Annotated in this window: 18 protein-coding genes; 6 read left to right on the top strand and 12 right to left on the bottom strand. The window is 63.3% G+C overall.

Going from position 1 to position 17857, the window contains the following annotated elements:
* Positions 1 to 15: 15 nt before the first annotated feature.
* Positions 16 to 954 (bottom strand): NAD(P)-dependent oxidoreductase, encoded by a 939-nt coding sequence (locus AC1DVW_RS13340; RefSeq protein WP_477323623.1) that lies wholly within the window; start codon positions 952 to 954, stop codon positions 16 to 18.
* Positions 955 to 1070: 116 nt separating this feature from the next.
* Between AC1DVW_RS13340 and AC1DVW_RS13335 the strand changes: the two genes are divergently transcribed.
* Both AC1DVW_RS13335 and AC1DVW_RS13330 read left to right on the top strand, forming a co-directional pair.
* The gene (locus AC1DVW_RS13335; RefSeq protein WP_477275137.1) at positions 1071 to 1967 is read left to right on the top strand and encodes an NAD-dependent epimerase/dehydratase family protein; all 897 of its coding nucleotides are present in this window, start codon (positions 1071 to 1073) and stop codon (positions 1965 to 1967) included.
* 111 nt (positions 1968 to 2078) lie between these two features.
* Entirely contained in the window at positions 2079 to 2855 is a 777-nt protein-coding gene (locus AC1DVW_RS13330) for a FadR/GntR family transcriptional regulator (protein ID WP_477323622.1), read from the top strand.
* A 65-nt stretch (positions 2856 to 2920) separates the two neighbouring features.
* Here the strand turns inward: AC1DVW_RS13330 and AC1DVW_RS13325 are convergent, their stop codons facing one another.
* The 5 genes from AC1DVW_RS13325 to AC1DVW_RS13305 form a co-directional block, all read right to left on the bottom strand.
* On the bottom strand, positions 2921 to 4027 hold the full coding sequence (locus tag AC1DVW_RS13325) for a Gfo/Idh/MocA family protein (RefSeq protein WP_477323620.1): 1107 nt from the start codon (positions 4025 to 4027) through the stop codon (positions 2921 to 2923).
* 29 nt (positions 4028 to 4056) lie between these two features.
* A complete protein-coding gene (locus AC1DVW_RS13320; protein WP_477244418.1) occupies positions 4057 to 4887 on the bottom strand; it encodes an ATP-binding cassette domain-containing protein in 831 nt (276 codons plus the stop codon).
* A complete protein-coding gene (locus AC1DVW_RS13315; protein WP_477323618.1) occupies positions 4884 to 6062 on the bottom strand; it encodes an ABC transporter permease in 1179 nt (392 codons plus the stop codon). Before AC1DVW_RS13315 ends, AC1DVW_RS13320 begins: the two co-directional genes overlap by 4 nt.
* A gap of 88 nt (positions 6063 to 6150) precedes the next feature.
* Positions 6151 to 7119, bottom strand: a complete 969-nt coding sequence (locus tag AC1DVW_RS13310; RefSeq protein ID WP_477244422.1) for a rhizopine catabolism ABC transporter substrate-binding protein — start codon at positions 7117 to 7119, stop codon at positions 6151 to 6153.
* Positions 7120 to 7181: 62 nt separating this feature from the next.
* On the bottom strand, positions 7182 to 8156 hold the full coding sequence (locus AC1DVW_RS13305; protein WP_477323616.1) for a polysaccharide deacetylase family protein: 975 nt from the start codon (positions 8154 to 8156) through the stop codon (positions 7182 to 7184).
* Between the two features lie 308 nt (positions 8157 to 8464).
* Between AC1DVW_RS13305 and AC1DVW_RS13300 the strand changes: the two genes are divergently transcribed.
* Complete coding sequence (locus tag AC1DVW_RS13300; protein WP_477244426.1) at positions 8465 to 9712, top strand: DegT/DnrJ/EryC1/StrS family aminotransferase; 1248 nt, start codon at positions 8465 to 8467, stop codon at positions 9710 to 9712.
* 13 nt (positions 9713 to 9725) lie between these two features.
* Here the strand turns inward: AC1DVW_RS13300 and AC1DVW_RS13295 are convergent, their stop codons facing one another.
* The 6 genes from AC1DVW_RS13295 to iolE all read right to left on the bottom strand — a co-directional run bounded on the left by AC1DVW_RS13295 (position 9726) and on the right by iolE (position 13783).
* A complete protein-coding gene (locus tag AC1DVW_RS13295; protein ID WP_477244427.1) occupies positions 9726 to 10022 on the bottom strand; it encodes a hypothetical protein in 297 nt (98 codons plus the stop codon).
* Between the two features lie 33 nt (positions 10023 to 10055).
* Positions 10056 to 10592: an RNA polymerase sigma factor gene (locus AC1DVW_RS13290; RefSeq protein WP_477312236.1), complete on the bottom strand. Its 537-nt coding sequence runs from the start codon at positions 10590 to 10592 to the stop codon at positions 10056 to 10058.
* Between the two features lie 9 nt (positions 10593 to 10601).
* Complete coding sequence (locus AC1DVW_RS13285) at positions 10602 to 10832, bottom strand: YgaP family membrane protein (protein WP_477244431.1); 231 nt, start codon at positions 10830 to 10832, stop codon at positions 10602 to 10604.
* Positions 10833 to 10986: 154 nt separating this feature from the next.
* Entirely contained in the window at positions 10987 to 12453 is a 1467-nt protein-coding gene (gene mocR, locus AC1DVW_RS13280) for a rhizopine catabolism transcriptional regulator MocR (RefSeq protein ID WP_477244433.1), read from the bottom strand.
* A 4-nt stretch (positions 12454 to 12457) separates the two neighbouring features.
* A complete protein-coding gene (locus AC1DVW_RS13275) occupies positions 12458 to 12664 on the bottom strand; it encodes a LacI family DNA-binding transcriptional regulator (RefSeq protein ID WP_477244435.1) in 207 nt (68 codons plus the stop codon).
* A 207-nt stretch (positions 12665 to 12871) separates the two neighbouring features.
* Complete coding sequence (gene iolE, locus AC1DVW_RS13270; protein WP_477323614.1) at positions 12872 to 13783, bottom strand: myo-inosose-2 dehydratase; 912 nt, start codon at positions 13781 to 13783, stop codon at positions 12872 to 12874.
* Positions 13784 to 14046: 263 nt separating this feature from the next.
* On the opposite strand from iolE, the gene AC1DVW_RS13265 reads away from it, so the two are divergent.
* The 3 genes from AC1DVW_RS13265 to AC1DVW_RS13255 all read left to right on the top strand — a co-directional run bounded on the left by AC1DVW_RS13265 (position 14047) and on the right by AC1DVW_RS13255 (position 17849).
* The gene (locus AC1DVW_RS13265) at positions 14047 to 15219 is read left to right on the top strand and encodes an MFS transporter (protein ID WP_477323795.1); all 1173 of its coding nucleotides are present in this window, start codon (positions 14047 to 14049) and stop codon (positions 15217 to 15219) included.
* Between the two features lie 169 nt (positions 15220 to 15388).
* Positions 15389 to 16417, top strand: coding sequence for an HTH-type transcriptional regulator GntR (gntR, locus tag AC1DVW_RS13260; RefSeq protein WP_477323612.1), 1029 nt, complete (start codon positions 15389 to 15391; stop codon positions 16415 to 16417).
* A 304-nt stretch (positions 16418 to 16721) separates the two neighbouring features.
* A complete protein-coding gene (locus tag AC1DVW_RS13255; RefSeq protein WP_477323610.1) occupies positions 16722 to 17849 on the top strand; it encodes a sugar ABC transporter substrate-binding protein in 1128 nt (375 codons plus the stop codon).
* The last annotated feature ends 8 nt before the right edge of the window (positions 17850 to 17857 follow it).

Below are 17857 nucleotides of genomic sequence, written 5' to 3'. Positions count from 1 at the left end.
CGCTTGTCGGCGCCCTCAAATCGTTTGCTTCTTGCCGTCCTTGCTGGGCATCAGGTCGACACCGTTGACCTTGCCGATATGTGTCGCCAGCATCGGCACGAATTGTTCGGCCGGACCGGTGGCATGGGCGCCGGCGAACGAATTCTTGGTGGCATTGCCCAAAGGGTTGGCGATGCTTGCGGCACCCGCCATCGATTCCAAGTAGGTGAGATCCTTGAAGGCGTTGGCGATTGAGAATTTGTGGGCGTCGCGGTCGCCTTCCAGCGTCCAGCGCATGAAGGTCCGGTAGAAGCCGCAATCCATGCGGCCGTTGCGGATGACGCTGTCGAAACGCGCCGGCGAAATGCCAACCTTTTGCGCCAGCGCCAGCGCCTCGGAATAAATGGCGGCATAGCCCAGCGAAATGAAATTGTTGAGCAGCTTCATGCGGTGGCCATCGCCGGTGCCGCCAATATGGACGATGCGTCCGGCCCAGGTTTCGATGACGGGCTTCACGCGCGCAAAAAGTGCATCAGACGCGCCGACCATGGCGTCCAGCGTGCCTTCCCAGGCTTCCCTAGGGGTGCGGCTGAGGGGGGCATCGACAAGATCGACACCGATATCCTTCAGTTCGGCCGCCAGTGCCACCGTCGACACCGGATCGGAGGTCGAACAGTCGACGACCACCGAACCCTTCTTCAGGCCCTCCTTGAGGCCGCCGGGGCCGCGGATGATGGCCTCGACTTCGCGCGACCCGGTGACGCAGATGAAGACGATATCGGAGGCTGCGGCGACGTCGCGCGGGGTCGACGCTTCCGTGGCGCCCCGGCCAAGCAGATCCTCCGCCGGCTTGCGGTTCTTGCGGCCGAGAAAGGTCAGGGAATAGCCTTTGTCGACGATGTTCTTGGCGATCCCATGCCCCATCAGGCCAAGCCCGATGAAGCCGATCTTCTCGCTCGCGGCAGTCGTGTTCATATCGTCCGTCCTGTCTGGATTATTGATAATTGCCCTGCTGTTTTTGCCGTATGCGGTTGCAGAATGCAATATTGTCTGACAATACACAAAAATCCTTCGAGATGTGGAGACCCAAAATGACGAAGCGGATCATGTTCACCGGTGGCAGCGGCAAGGCTGGGCGTCACGTCGTGCAGTATCTTGTCGAGCAGGGCTGCCAGGTGCTCAATATCGACACCAAGCCGCTCGACAATCCCAAGGTGCGCACGCTGATCACCGACATCACCGACAGCGGGCAGGTGTTCAATGCGCTGTCGAGCTATATGGGCCTGCACGAGTTCGATCCGTCGCTGCGCCCGCAGCCGGTCGACGCCGTGGTGCATTTCGCCGCCATCCCGCGCATCATGATCACGACCGACAACGAGGTGTTCCGCATCAACGCGATGGGCACCTACAATGTCATTGAAGCGGCGGTGAAACTCGGCATCCGCAAGGTGATCATCGCTTCCAGTGAGACGACCTATGGCGTGGTGTTCGCCAACGAGCCGCGCGACCCCAAATATTTCCCGCTCGACGAAGCGTATGACGTCGATCCGATGGACAGCTATGCGCTGTCCAAGGTCGTCAACGAGCACACGGCGCGCGCCTTTGCGCAGCGCAACGGCACCGACATCTACGCCTTGCGCATCGGCAACGTCATCGAACCGCATGAATATTCGCTGTTTCCGAAGTGGTTCGCCGATCCGGGTTTCCGCAAGCGCATCGCCTGGAGCTATGTCGACGCGCGCGATCTCGGCCAGATCACCCTGCGCGCCGTCGAAAAAGACGGCCTCGGCTTTCAGGTGTTCAACGCGGCCAATGACGACACCTCGTCGGACCTGCCGACAGCCGAGCTGTTGAAGCGGTTCTATCCCGATGTGCCGGTCAAGGCCGAACTCGGCGAATATGAGACGCTGCTGTCAAACCGAAAGGCGCGCGATTTGCTCGGCTTCCGGCCCGAACACAGCTGGCGCAAATACGTCAAGACGGCCTGAGAGGGAGCGCATCGCCCGCAATCCAATGCTGATCTGTGCATAGAGGCGGGCTTTGCGGCCCAGCCCGTTTCGCCGGCTTGACAGTTTTGGGAATCCAGACTTTGTGGATGCATGCCGGACGGGAAGCCGAACAAGACAAAAGCGCCTGCCAAGGCGGCGCCTGCCGAGAACCCCGCCGGTGTTTGTCGCGCCGACGCGACACGCATGCCCGGCTCAAGCGTGCATGGGTCGCTGGCCAACGAGATTGGTCTCAGGATCGTGCGCGGCGACTATCCGCCGGGAACCATCCTGCCCAACGAAGCCAAATGGTCCGAGACCTTCAATGTCAGCCGCTCGGCGGTGCGCGAGGCGATCAAGATGCTGATGGCGAAAAGCCTTTTGGCATCGCGCCCCAAGATTGGCAGCTGGGTCGAGCCGAAGGAGCGCTGGAACCTGCTCGATCGCGATGTGCTGGCTTGGTACGCGACCTCGCCCGACCGCGAGGTTTTCCTGAAAACCGTGCAGGAGTTCCGCCACATCATCGAGCCGGAGGCGACCGCCTTTGCCGCGATGCGGCGGACCGACGCGCAGATGGCCGAGATCAGCCAGGCCTGCCGCGAGATGGGCGACGCCACCAACCTGCAGGAGCGCACCCGCGCCGACACGCGCTTTCATCTCGCCATCCTGCGGGCCTCCGGCAATGATTTGCTGGTGCCACTCGGCGTGCTGATCGAATCGGCATTCGACCATCTGTTCGCCTATACGACGCGCGAGCTCGACGACCTGCAACACGCGCAGAAACTGCATGAGGCGATCGAGAAGGCCATCCGCCTGCAGCGGCCGGATGCCGCGCGCAACGCGGTGCGCAAGCTGCTCGCCAATACCGACGGCGTCATCCGATCCAGGTGAGGCCGGCCTGACCTGGATCTCAGCATACCTGAGCGCCAAGTCGATGGCCGGACACTTTTCTCGGACTATTCGGCTGGTGATGTCGCGAGATGCTGCCGGGTCAGGCCGATCAGCAAGGCCTGGTCGCGGGCGGCGTGTTCGGGCGGATTGACCACCGCATCGCCATTGACGACGGCGCCCCAGAAGCCACGCATTTCCTCAACGAAGGCCTCGGCATAGCCGGCGCGCAGATCCTTGCTTGAAAGCGTATGGCCGTCGGATGTCTTCACCGTCAGCCGGGTCGGATGGTGGTTGAGCCAGGGCGAGGGGAATACAAGCTCGAGGCTGGCATCGTCAAAGAACAGCGCGATGCGCTCCTTGTAGTCGGCGAGTTTTGGCACCGTCAGATGCGTCATGGTCCATAGCGCCTGGCCGCCGAGCAGTCTGACCGCGCCCTGGCCGCCATCGCCATTGGCGAAGATCTGTGCGCCGACGATGTCGCCATCCGGCACATGCAGGGCATCGAGCAGGCCGTGGACGGCATTGACATCGTGAATCAAGGCCGAGCTGTAAGCGCCGGTAAATCCACGGAAAGCCAGATCGGTCAGCGGCATGCCGATGGCCCGTTCGACCTGCTGCCTCTGCTTGACCGCGGCGGCGGCGATCAGTTCCTTTGGAATGTCGGGGCCTCTGATATAGCGGTGGTGGGCGATGAACGGCCACGCATCGGGATCGTTCACTTCGACGGACACCGAGCGCAGCGCCCCCGCCGTGCCGGGCAGTGAGGCAAGCGCCAGCCGGTAGCTCGGATCGAAGCGCTTCATATAGCCGACCTGCACGATCTTGCCAGCCTTGTCTCGCGCGGCGACAATCTCGGTGATTTCCGCCGGCGAATAGCAGAGCGGCTTCTCGCAAAAGACGTGCAGCCCGCGCGCCAGCGCCGCCAGAACCTGTTCGTGATGCAGCGGGTCGGGCGAGCCGATGACGACCGCGTCGAGGCGTCGGTCGAAGACCTGGTCGATTGTCTCGAAATTGGCGATGCCACTGACATCGGTGACGAACTGGCGCGAAATGCGGGAGGGATCGGCGACGCCGACAACCTCGAACAGATCGTTGAGGCGTAGAAGATTGGGGATATGCTCGACCTGCGAAATCATGCCAGCGCCGATGACGCCGACTCGTATCCTGCTCATGCTGTTGCTCGCTGCAAAATGGTCTCGGCTCAGGGTGCTGCGGCGGGCCGGTTGCCGATCTGGGCCAGCAGGCCGGCGATCTCCGCTTCGACCGCCTTCAAATCCTCGCCGCCCGACATGATCGAGATCACCTCGTCGCGCGAGATGTCCGCCTTGGCGTAGGTGCCGCGATTGCGGCCGCGATTGAGCAGCGTGAAGGTGTCGCCGACCGGGTAGGCGTGGTGAATGTTGTGGCTGATGAAGATGACGGCGAGACCACGCATGCGCGCCTCGATGATGAATTTCAGCACCATCGCCGCCTGATGCACGCCAAGCGCCGAGGTGGGCTCGTCCAAGATCAGCACGCGGGCGCCGAAATGCACGGCGCGCGCAATCGCCACCGATTGGCGCTCGCCGCCTGACAGCGTGCCGACGGCCTGCGTCGGGTCGCGCACGTCGATGCCGATATCGGCCATCGCCTGGCGGGCAATGGTGTTGGCGCGCTCCTTGTCGATGCGCGAGAAGGGCAGGCTGCTCTTCGTCGGCTCGCGGCCGAGGAAGAAATTGCGGGTGATCGACATCAGCGAGATCATGCCGAGGTCCTGGAAGACGGTTGCGACGCCCAGATCCTGCGCATCGCGCGGGCTGCGGAAAGACACCGGCTTGCCGTCGACGAGGATTTCGCCCTTGGTCGGCCGGTAGACGCCGGACAGCACCTTGATCAGCGTCGACTTGCCGGCGCCATTGTCGCCGAGCAGGCAGTGCACCTCGCCCGGATAGACCTTGATGTCGATGTCCTGCAGGGCGCGCACCGAGCCGAAATTCATCGACACGCCGCGCAGTTCCATGGCTGGCTGGATGGTTTGGGCCGCTTCGGTCATTTGCCGCCTCCGCGCCCGAGCGCCTTCAGGCGGATGTAGTTGTTGACCAGCACGGCCATCAGAATGACGATGCCGAGGAAGACCTTGAACCAGTCGGTGTCGATGCCGGTGTAGAAGATGCCCATCTGCACGAGACCGAAGATCAGCGCACCGAACAGTACGCCATAGACGGTGCCGTAGCCGCCGGTCAGCAGCACGCCACCGATGACGGCGGCGATGATCGCCTCGAACTCCTTGAGCAGGCCGCGCGTGGTGTCGGCGGAGCCGGCTTCCATGACCTGGATGGTGGCGAGCAGCGTGGCCGCGCAAGCGGTGTAGATGAACAGGGCGATCTTGACCCGGTCGACAGGCACACCCACGTTGCGGGCGGCGATCAGGTCGCCGCCGGTGGCGAACATCCAATTGCCGTATTTGGTCTGGGTCAGCACATAGCCGGCAAGTGCTGTCAGACCGAGCCACCAGACGATCGACATCGGGATGCCGACGACGAAAGGGATGCCGTCGCTGCGGGTGGCAATCCAGCCCTGCGCGCCCATCCAGTGGAAGAAGCCGGTGAAGAGATGGCCGTTGAACAGGCCGGCAGTCGCCGGATCCGGCGCGCCTTCCAGGATGTAGGGGATCTGGGTGCGGCCGGTGACGGCGCGGGTGATGCCGATCGACAGGCCGCGCAAGATGTAGAGCGAGGCCAGCGTGACGATGAAGGAGGGCAGGCGGGTCTTCACCACGATCAGCCCGTTGAGGTAGCCGGTGAGGATGGCCACCGCGAAGGCGCAAGCGATGCCGCCCCACAGCGGCAGGCCCCAATATTTCACGGTCAGGCCGATGACGACGCCGGCAAAGCCGACCATCGAGCCGACCGAAAGATCGAACTCGCCGGCGATGATGAGAAGGGCGGCAGCGGTGGCGACGATGCCAAGCTCCGCCGACAGGGTCAGGAAGGTCATCGAGCCTTGCAGCGAATAAAGGTTCGCCGCACCCGGCAGCAGCGCAAAGATGATGATGGTGGCGATGAGTCCGCCTGCCGCACCAGCTTCCGGCCGGCGCAGCCACTGGGTGAGCTTGCCGGCGCTGGCCAGCCGCTCGTCGGCGCCGGCGGCGCGCTTCGACGTCATGCCGAAACGGTCCGTCGCCTTCAACTCAGCTGGAGGTATCGCCTTGTCTTCCACAACCGCCATTAGGCTCCCCAATCGCTCAATTCGCAATGTCGACCAGACACCGGGGAGGCAGCATTTTGCGCTTCCCCGGTTGGCTTGGTTTGCCTGACTAGCGGATGCCGTCCTTGGCCAATGCGAGGATGGCCTTTGCCTTTTCGGGCGAGTCGATGAACAGCGGGCCGGTGTAGGAATTGTTCTGCGGCCAGAAGCCGTGCGTGGCGTGCTCGACCAGATAGATGACCGGGAGGTAGCCCATCAGATATTGCTGGGCGTCCATGCCGAAGCCCATCTCACCGGCGACAACGGAATCCAGAACTTCGGGGCTGATGTCGAACGTGTAGAGCTTGATCTTGCCGAACAGTTCCTTCTGCCGGAAAAGCGGGATCAGCGGATTGGCGGCTGTGGCGCCGAGGGCGAAGACGGCCTGGGTATCGGGATGCGCCGACAGATAGGCCTCGGTGCGGCGCTGGACGTCGGCCGGATCGGGCGACACGGCCAGAACCTCGGTGCCGCCGCCGGACGGCTTCAGGCCATCATTGAGGCCCTGGCAGCGCTGGTCGAGGCTGACATTGCCGACTTCGTGGTTGATGCAGACGACTTTCAGCGTGCCTTCCTTGGCCAGCCGTTCGCCGGCCTTCTTGCCGGAATCATATTCGGAAACGGTGCCGACATAGAGCGTCGTGCCGAGTTCTGCGCCTTCCTTTTCGCCGGAATCGAGCACCACCATCGGAATGTTGGCGGCCAGTCCGGCCTTGACCGATTTGCCGAGCGCATTGGCATCGGCGATCGAGACGGCGATGCCGTCGGGGTTGGTGGCGATTGCGGCGTCGAGAAGCCGGGCCTGCTCGACCACGTCGAAGACCTGCGGTGCATAATATTCAACCTTGGCGCCGGTGAGTGCTGCCGCGTCGTCGACGCCGCGCTTGACCACCGACCAGTAGGGATCGGACGCCGAGCCGTGCACGACGAAGGTGATGCGAACATCCTTCGGGTCCTTCAGGCCGGCGGCATGCGCGACGCCTGCCAGCACGCCCGCCGAGACAAGGGCGCCCAGTGCCATTTTCAGAACAGTATTCATGTCATTCTCCCATTCACCGTTACAGTTCTTGTTCTCACACGTTTGTCGGTCGCGTGCCCGGCTCACGTCGCGGATCGGCTGGCCACTTTGCGGGCTTTTGCCGATGCCGATTGCTGTTCGCCTGCAGCGCTGCCGCGGCCTGTTTTTGTCGATCGCCCTGCCGACAGCGAGGCGCGCAGTTCCTCGCGCAACGGCTTCATGCCGATGATGTCGAGCGGCTGTGCGGCCAGCCAATCGCGAAAGCGCTGGTCGCGAAACAATTCATACTCCTCGGTGCGGATATAGGCCGCCCGCGGCTCGATGAGCTCGAGTTCGCCCGGCGCGTTGAAATGCAGGCAGAAGAAGGTCAGGCCTTCGCGCACGCCTTCGACCAGCGCCTTGTAGGCCGGTTCGACCGGCCTGGAGCGAGGGCGGCCCCATGTCGTCTGGATGGCGGCATCGAAGATGACAAAGCCGCTGGCGCGCGCCTGCGCCACGCCGCGCTGGAAGGCTTCCTCGGTAACGCCGACCAGATTGTCGTTGGGCGAATAGGCCGACAGCGTTTTGGTCAACAGGACGGGCAACCGGTATTCCAGTCCGAGCCTGATGTAGATGTCGCAGAATTCCGGCGACAGTGCCGCGCCCATATGTGCATCGAGATGGGTGACATCGATGCCGGCGCGATAGGCGGTGTCGATCTGGGCGCGCAGCTCAGTCTCGACGGCTTGCGGTACCGCCTTGCGGCGGGTTGTCGCCACATCGGGCCAGAAGAAGCCGAATTCATCGGTCAGGCCGGCCGCGCGCGACGGCGCGGTGAGCGGCCGCCATTTATAGTGCTGCTTTTCACTGTTCAGCGTCAGGTGAACGCCGAGGTCGAGCTTGGGGTCGGCGGCGGCACTTTCGGCCATTTCGAGGAACCACGGGCAAGGCACCATCACCGCGCCCGAACTGCACACGCCCAGCCGGCTCAATTCGAGGAAGGCGCTGTTGGCGCCGTGGCACATGCCGACATCGTCTTCGTGCAGCACGATCCTGCGAGCGGAGGCGGGAACGCTCATGGATGGCCCCTAGATCGCCGGCAACACGGCGCTTCGGGTCTTCCAAAGTGTGTCCCGTCTTGCATGGAACCCGACCGTTTGCCCAACTGGCCGGAATGGAACGCCCAAAGCGGCCTTTCCGACAGGGCCACTTTGCCGAATTCGGATGGATACGATTTTCCAGCCGGGCGCGATGCTTGGCCTAGTCGGTTGCCAACAATCAGAACCGTTGGCGTCGGGATGGCTTGGTCAGATCGCGGCGGAGTGGTTCTTTCAAACAGTGCCGGTGAGCGTACAGCTGTCCACAGCATCAAGGGACGGAGGCTGCCATGTACAGTGCCGGCGAGGAAGAAATCGAAGCCATTGCCAGGGTGATCCGCTCGGGCGCGCTGTTTCGCTACGGCAAGAACAGCGAATGCGACCGCTTCGAGGCCCGCTATGCCCGGCATCTCGGTGTCGAGCATTTCGCGCTGGCGGCCAGCGGTACCTACGGGCTCGCCGCCGGCCTGATCGGCCTCGGCATCGGCCCGGGTGACGAGGTGCTGGTTCCCGCACACACCTATATGGCAACGGCCACCGCGGTGCTGTCGGTTGGCGCCATTCCTGTCATCGTCGACATCGACGAGAGCCTGACCATCGATCCTATAGCTTTGCGCGATGCCATCGGGCCGCGCACCAAGGCGGTCATCCCGGTGCATATGTGGGGTGCGGCCTGCAACATGAACGCGATCATGGATATCGCGGCCAAACGCGGCTTGCTGGTGTTGGAAGATGTCTGCCAGGGCATTGGCGGCGGTTATGAAGGCCGCAAACTCGGCTCGATCGGCCATGCCGGCGCCTACTCCTTCAACTACTTCAAGAACATGACCTCGGGCGAGGGCGGCGGCATCGCCACCAGCGACCCGAAGGTGGCGGAGCGCGCGCGCTGCGCCATCGATCCTTGCCATTTCTACTGGCAGGGCCGCAGCGACAGCATCAAGCCGTTCGCCGGCATCGGCGCGCGGGCATCGGAGCTGATGGGGGCGATGCTCAACGTCCAGCTCGACCGGCTCGACGGCATCATCGAAGCGATGCGGGCCGAGAAGAAGACGGTGCTGGCAGGCACCCGACATCTGGGCAATCTCGGCCTGATGCCGTCGCCGATGAACAGCCCGGACGACGATTGCGCGGCGCAGGTGATGTACCTGCTGCCGAACGAGCAAGCGGCGCAGACGTTTTCCAAGACCATTCCCAGCGTCATTGCCGGCAAGACCGGCCGGCACAACTTCACCCAGTGGGACCAGGTGCTGATGCATGAGGGCGCGCACCACCCGGCGCTCAATCCCTACACGCTGCCCGAGAACAAGGGTCTGCGGCTGACCTATGCCGACGATCTAGGCAAGGGTTCGCTCGACATCCTCAACCGCACGGTGATGATCGCCATGAACCCGGCGCATGGCGATGCCGATATCAGGGATATGATCCACAACATCGACGCGGCGGCGCGCGTGGCGCTGGAAAACGCCTCGCTGGACGAGGTGGAGGTGCGCAACTCGGCGCCGGTCGATCTGCAGAAATTCGACAGCGTGAACTATTAGCCCTGCACAGTGATTATGACTCTTTGGCCGTATCGTTACTGATGGTCATTCGCGGTGCCGCATGGTGGCGTTTGAACTTACGGTAGGTTGTCTCGACGAGACCGATCGTCCAGCAGATGGGGCAACCGCGAAAAGCCACCATCGACACGCCAGCCAGGGCCAGCGAATAAAATGGATGTGGCACAGAGATCGATATCGCGTAACTCAAAGCGCTGATGCCGACAATACCGCGGACCAGATGTTCGACAAGACCATTGCTGGCGAACATTGTCTTGGGCGAGGCGGTAGATGACAGGTTCATGGGGTTCATAGAAATTCACCTCGCCAATTCATAGTGGTTCAATCAATCCAAGAGGTATTCACGTAGCAGGGCCCGGCTCCGGTGCAGTCGACCCTTGATGCTCTCGCGGGTGAGGTTCAGTGAAGCGGCGACCTCGTCGATCGTCATCTCTTCGATATCGCGCAGTATGATCACCTCGCGGTAGTGTTCGGGCAGGGATTGGATCGCGCGTGAAAGGTCAAGCCGGAGTTCGTCCAGCGACAAATGTGCCAGGCGGTCCACGTTGGCCGGATTCAGCAACGCGTCGTCCAGATTGTCCGGCTTTCCCATCGCGCGCATTGCCATGCGCAAACATTCGCGGCGTACCACGGCCAGCAGCCAGCCCGATATCGAGCCCAGTGCGCGCAGCGTTCCGACGCGGCGGTACAGTAGCCACAATGTCTCCTGCACCACGTCGTCAACGTCGTCGGAAGCGCTGCAGCTGCGCCGCGCATATCGCCGGATGTCTCGCTGTGCGAGGTCCAACAGAGCCAAGATGGCTTGCTTGTCACCATTGCGCGCGTCGTCAACCAGAGCCAGGTCATACTTCGGCGTGTACATGCGGGTGCCCTACTTCGCAGTGTCGAGGCGGCGGTTCGCGGCATCCAAGCGGCGACCCGCCATGGCACACATGGGACAAAAACCGATAAAGCCGGTGAGCAGTGTGCTGACGCCGACGCCAGCAATCGCATAGCCGATCACAAGCCCACTTAAGCCCAGCAAGCCGCAGGCGATCATAGCCAAACCGGCAACGACACGAACCACGCGTTCCCATCCAGGTACATTCTTGACATAAAGCACGGTAAATCCCCCAAAGTTGCAAGCGCAATGGCACGCTCGAAAGGTAAGAGGGCTGGGAATGCAGTTTCGGTTCGCGTCGTTCTAAAAGTATTTCAACAGCGCCATTTCCAGGTCACCCCGCCCTCGGTTCATCAGAGGGTTCTGTGCAGAGGTACTAGCTCCGGTCGAGCCTCACGAAAGCAGCGCGCAGCGCCAGCACGGCGCGCAAAATCTGGCGTTCATCCATCGCCGCATAGCCAAGCAGCAGGCCGTGTTCGGGCTCGCTCGAATGGTAGTTGATGGAGATGCCTTGTACGTCGAGCCCTTCCTTGACGGCGGCGGCGACGACGTCGCTGTCCTTGTAGGGCCGGACGAAACTTGCCAGCAATTGCATGCCGGAATCATTTTCGGTGACGGTCAGCCACTCGGCGAGATGCTCCTGGCAGAGTTTGACGAAATTCGCCTGCCGGCGCGCATAGAGCCGGCGCATGCGCTTCAGATGCGTGGCGAAATAGCCTTGCGTGATGAAGTCGTTGACCGTCGCCTGCAGGATCAGCGGCGCGAACTGGCCGGTGATCGAGACCGCCCTGTCGAAAGGGACCGACAGTTCGCGCGGCACGATGAGATAGCCGATGCGCAGCGCCGGGATCAGCGTCTTGCCGAAGCTGCCGATATAGACGACGCGGTCGGCGTGATCGAGCCCGCGCAGCGCCGGCACCGGCCGGCCGCGGAACCGGTATTCGCCGTCATAATCGTCCTCGACGATCCAGGCGCCATGACGCTCGGCGATGTCGAGCAGCTGCAGCCGCTCCTCGATGCGCATGATGGTGCCGAACGGCCACTGGCAGGACGGCGTCACATAGATCAGCCGCGGCGGCGGCAGTTCCGGATCGGCCAGGTGCCAGCCGCGCCGGTCGACCTTCAGTGGCGCCAGCCTGGCGCCGCTGGCGAGGAAGGCGCTCTTAGCGCCGAGATAGCCGGGCTCCTCCATCCAGACGGTGTCGCCTTCGTCCATCAGGACGCGCGAGGCGAGATCGAGTGCTGCTTGCGCGCCGGTGACGACGATGACCTGGTCGGCGGTGCAGTTGATGCCGCGCGACAGGCTGATGGTCGAGGCGATGGCCTGGCGCAGGCCGGGATGGCCGGCAAAGGAGAGATAGCCGAGCAGGCTTTCGTCGCGGCTGCGCGCATTGCGCACCAAAAGGCTCGACCAGATGGTGAAGGGAAAGGACGCCGTCTCCGGCACGCCGGGATGGAAATTGATGACGCCTTCATTGCGCGGCGGTTGCGGGCCGTTGACGATGGTCTGGCCGCGCCGCGACAGTTTTTGCGGCGTTCCCAGCCCGGTGCGCAACGACGCCAGCGGCCGCTTCTGCTGGATCGGCGCCACCCAAGTGCCCGATCCGGCGCGCGCCTCGATGAAACCTTCGGCGAGCAGCTGGTCGTAGGCGGCGATGACCGTGTTGCGCCCGACCTTCAGATCCTCCGCCAGCGAGCGTGTCGACGGCAGTAACGTGTTCTGCTGGATCTGGCCATCGAGGATGAAGCGCCGCAAGGCGCCGTAGATCTGCCGGTGCATCGGTTCTTCCGACGCGCGGTCGACCGACATGATGTCGAGGGAGAGGCGCATGTGGTCGGCCAAGGGGCTAGCTTCCGACAAATCGTGCGGCGCGGGCGATCTTTTCCTCGTTGAGCCGGCAGACCGTATCGAGCACCCGCCGCCGTGTTTCGGGGCGAACCTCGCGGCTGTTCTTCAGCGCGCGGTGCACGGTGGCGGCGCCGAGTTCCGCCTTCTTGGCGATCTCGCGGATGGTGCAAAGCCGTTCCATGCCAAGTGCAGCCTCGAAAGCCATATCGCTTCTCCGTCGCGACCTGCGCATCAAGGCACGGCTTGCGGCCAGCCTCAAGCTTGAAAGTCCAGGCCCCAAAAAACCGGCGCCCAAGAATTCTGCGATCCGCGCCGCCACGGGAGCAAGGCGGCGCGGATCGCCGGGCGCTTCGCGTCGCTGCCCCATCGAGGCGCGCGCCCAATTGGCCGACCATCCGCCCCCCGGCGCTGGTCAGGCCATCTCTCGTGTCACCACCTCGAAGCCGGCCTTGCGGGCGGTGTCGAGCAGCGAGGCATAACCCTTGCTGGCATAGGTCAGCGGATGCGCCTTGGCCGGGTCCTGCTCGGCCTCGACGACGATCCAGCCTTCGTAGCCGCGCTGGGCAAGCGGCTTCAGCAACGACAGGAAATCGACCGCGCCGTCGCCGGGCACCGTAAAAATCCCTTTCATCACCGCGACCATGAAGCTCACGTCCTCGCGCCGCGCCTGTTCCAGCACCGGCAGGCGGACGTCCTTGCAATGGAAATGCACGATGCGGTCGAGATGCCGTTTCAGCAGCGAGGCGGGGTCGCCTCCCGAAAACAGGCAGTGGCCGGTGTCGAACAGCAGGCCGACGCTTTCACCTGTCGCCGCCATCAGCCTGCCGATCTCGTCGTCGGTTTCGACGATGGTGCCCATGTGGTGGTGGAAGGCCATGCCGACGCCGAACGCGGCCATGCGGTCGGCAAGCCTGGTGAGCTTTTCGCCATAGGCCTGCCATTCGCCATCGGCGAGGCGCGGACGCCCGGAGATCGGCGCGAAGATGCCGTCATGGCGGCCGCCCGAGGTGTCGGCATAGACGACGACCTTGGCGCCAAGGTCGCGCAGCAGCGTCAGATGCGGGGTGATGGCGGCGAATTCCTCGTCGATGGTTCGGTCGAGGATACGGCCGTCATACCAGCCGGAGACGAGTTCCAGCCCATAGGAGGACAGGATCGGCCCAAGCGTGGCGCTTTGCCGGGGGAATTTTCCGCCAAGTTCGGTGCCGCGATAGCCGGCCTGCGCGGTTTCCGACAGGCACGTTTCCAAGGGCGTGTCGCCGCCGAGTTCGGGAACATCGTCATTGCTCCAGGTGATGGGATTGATGCCGATCTTGACCGTCATGCCGCCACTTTGCAGGCTTGGGGGAACACAATGCCGAGGCTGCAAACTGGCGGGAAAGAGGACCTGTCACTAGGTCCAGTTGAGGCGAGTTTGGTAGAACCAATCGCTGGAGCCACGGATGAGGCCCTTGTGGCGCTGCCCGTCGCCGCGAATGCGCCGATAGTGGTGCTGGTCGACTTCCAGAACCGCGGACAGGAAACGCCTTGACCCCAATCGTCGCCAACCAGGCGAGCACCCCCGGCATCGACAGCTCCTATGCCTGGATGCGTCTCGCCGTCTCGATGCTGCTGGCGACGATCGGCGCGGTCGGCATGTGGGCCGTGGTCGTGGTGCTGCCGGCCGTGCAGGCCGAGTTCGGCGTTGACCGCGCCGCGGCATCGATGCCCTACACCGCAACCATGGTGGGCTTTGCCGCCGGCAACGTACTGGTCGGCCGTGCGATCGATCGCATGGGCTATTGGATCCCGGCGCTGATCTCCTCGGTCGCACTCGCCGCCGGACTGCTGCTCGCGGCGGCGTCGACGTCGATCCTGCAATTCACCCTTGCCCAGGGGGTGCTGATCGGTCTCGGCTCATCGGTGATCTTTGGACCGCTGATCGCCGACATTTCGCATTGGTTCAATCGTCGACGCGGCGTCGCTGTCACGGCGGCAGCGGCTGGCAATTACCTCGCCGGAGCACTGTGGCCAACCATCATGCCGACGCTGATCAAGACGGAAGGCTGGCGCTTCACCTATGCCGCCATCGGCGTCTTCTGTCTGGTCACGATGATACCGCTGGTGCTTTTGCTACGGCGCCGTGCTCCGGACGCGGCAGCGGCCGGTTCGCCTGGAAGCCGGGCTGTGCAGCCGATTTCCATCTCGCCGGCGGCACTGCAAATGCTGCTGGTCGTCGCCGGTCTCGGCTGCTGCGTGGCGATGTCGATGCCGCAGGTGCACATCGTCGCCTATTGCATGGATCTTGGCTACGGCATCGCGCATGGTGCCGACATGCTGTCGATCATGATGGCGGCGGGCGTTGTCAGCCGGCTCGCCTCCGGTTTTGTCGCCGACCGCATCGGCGGCGTGAAAACATTGCTTATCGGTTCCGTGCTGCAATGCCTGTCGCTGCTGTTTTACATTCCGTTCGACGGGCTTGCCTCGCTCTATGTCGTGTCACTGGTGTTCGGCCTGTCGCAAGGCGGCATCGTGCCTTGCTATGCCATCATCGTGCGCGAATACCTGCCGGCCAGGGAAGCCGGCCAGCGCATCGGCACCGTCATGATGGCGACCATCCTCGGCATGGCGATCGGCGGCTGGATGTCGGGCTGGATCTACGACCTGACCGGCTCCTATGCGGCGGCCTTTCTCAACGGCATCGCCTGGAATCTGTTGAACATCGCGGCGATGGTGCTGGTGTTGTGGAAGGCGCGGCGCAGCGCTTTGGCGATGGCCTGAGGCCGGCTGGCGGACGGACTGCCGTGCGTTCGCTTGACAATGGCGCAACGCTGCGCGACGCCAGACGACGAGTGGGTGCGGCAACAGGCCGGTTCGGCATGGCGACAGTGGCAACGAACATGAATTTTCGATCGGGCGCCGGCAAAGGCGCGGCGCCGGGATCGAGGCGGTGATCAAGCCGCGCTCGCGCCGCGGCGGCGGCCGCCCAACCATTGCCGATGTGGCGCGCAAGGCCGGCGTCGGCGCCATCACCGTGTCGCGCGCCTTGCGTGAGCCGGAGCGGGTCTCCGAGGATCTGCGCAAGCTGATCCAGGCCGCCGTCGACGAACTCGGCTATGTCCCCGACCCGAATGCGCGGGCGCTGGCCTCGGCACGCGCCGACGTGTTTGGTGTGCTGGTGCCGTCGCTCACCAACAACGTCTTTGCCGAAGTGGTGCGCGGCATCTACGACAGCCTGTCGGACGGCCCGTTCCGCATCCAACTCGGCAACACCCATTATTCCGGCCTCGAGGAAGAACGGCTGTTGCAGTTGTTCGGCTCGCAGCGCCCGGCCGCGTTGATCGTGGCCGGCATCGACCAGACGCCAACGTCGCGAAGGCTGCTGGAAAGCGCCGGCTGCCCGGTGGTGCAGGTGATGGAGACCGGACCCGATCCCGTCGACATGCTGGTCGGCTTCTCGCATCTCGACGGCGGGCGGGTGGCCACAGAGCACCTGATCGAGGGGGGTTACCGGCGGATAGGCTTCATCGGCGCGCGCATGGACCCGCGTTCGCAGCGACGCCTGGCCGGCTATCGCGCGGCCATGGAAGCCGCCGGCCTGTTCGACCCGCGGCTGATTACCACCACCCCGGTGCCGTCGAGCGTGACGCTCGGGCGCGAATTGTTTCGCGATGCGCTGGCCAAGATGCCGACCATCGACGGGGTGTTCTGCAACAATGATGATATCGCGCTCGGCGTGCTGTTCGAATGCCACCGCGCCGCTATCGCCGTGCCGAAGACGATCGGCATCGTCGGCTTCAACGATCTCGACATGATGCAGTCGGCGTTTCCGTCGATCACCAGCATACGCACCCACCGCTACGAAATCGGCCGGCGGTCGGTTGCCATGGCGCTCGCTGCAATCGCCGGCAACAGACCGCAAGAGCGGGTCGTCGATCTCGGTTTCGAACTCAAGCGCCGCGAGAGCACCGACCGTTGAACACGCAGTCGCCACTGTGCGAATGACGCTTTACACTGCGAAATGGTAGCGCTACCATTTTCACCGAGGCGGTGCTTATAGCAAATAGTAAAATCTGTTTATTATATATAAGCGACAACTCGTACTTGTTTATTATGGATAATATGATAGCTTTTCCGGCGCTGACGGGAGAGCAAGGGGAGGGGATCGGGGCGGCATTCGGCCACCGAAAGGCGCGGCAAAGCCAGGCGGGAGGTGCCAGGCCTGACGCGCGAGAGGTCACAGCAACTAACAACAATCAGAACTGCAACTGGGAGGAATATCGATGATCAAGTCACTTGTTGGTGGCATCGTTGCCGCCACTGCATTCGTCATGCTCAACTCGGCCGCAATGGCCGCCGGACCCGAAGTCGTCGCAGGCCCCGCTGCGGAAGCGGACTGCTTCGCGCCCTGGGCCGCAGATACGCAGTTCTTCAAGTTTCCCAAAAAGGATGGCCCATACCGGATCGCGCTCGCCAATGGCTACATCGCCAACACCTGGCGCATCCAGATGATCCAGACTGCCAAGGCTTACGCAGCGCAAAAGGACGTCGCCGCCAAGCTGAAGGAATTCAAGGTGGTGTCGACCGGCGAGGATGTGCCGGCGCAGATTTCGGCGATCAACAACTTCATCGATTCCGGCTATGACGCCATTGTCGTCAACGCGCAGAACCCAACCGCTTTCGCGCCGGTCATCAAGCGCGCCAAGGAAGCCGGCGTCGTGCTGGTCGCCTTCGACAACATTCTCGACACCAAGGACGCCATCAACGTCAATGTCGACCAGAAGGGCCTTGGCGAACTTTGGGGCAAATGGCTGATCAGCCACATCCCCGATGGCGGCAAGATCCTTGAAGTGCGCGGCGTTGCCGGCACGTCGGTCGATACCGACCGTCACAATGGCATCCATGAAGCCTTCGACGCTTCCGGCAAGAAATGGGATGTCACCGAAGTCGCCGGCAAGTGGGATGACCCGACGGCGCAGAAGGTCACGGCTGACGCCATTGCCACCAACGGCCCCTTCGTCGGCATCACCGGCCAGGGCGGCGACACCGGCATCGTGCAGGCGATGATCGACGCCAAGCATCCGTTCGTGCCGTTCGGCGGCGAAACCGAGAATGGCTTCCGCAAGTTCTGCGCGGCGCACGCGGCAGACGGGCTGAAATGCTCGTCCGCCGGCACCGGCCCGGCCCAGGTCGCGGTTGCCATCAAGACGGCGATCGCAGCACTCGAGGGGCAGGTCGTGCCGCAATCGGTCAAGCTGCCGCTGGCGATCGTCGAGGATCCGAACTTCAAGGAAGGCCAGGATTATTTCCCCGACCAGTCCGACAATTTCTTCGTCGGCAATTCCTTCCCGACCTGCGGCATCAACTTCACCGCGCAGGAAATCATGGGTCAGACCAAGGCTGACCAATAGTCAGCACA

The organism is Mesorhizobium sp. P3_B5, from assembly GCF_056402815.1.
Note: the sequence above shows the minus strand (reverse complement) of the source record. Positions and strands in the feature narration are given on the sequence as shown.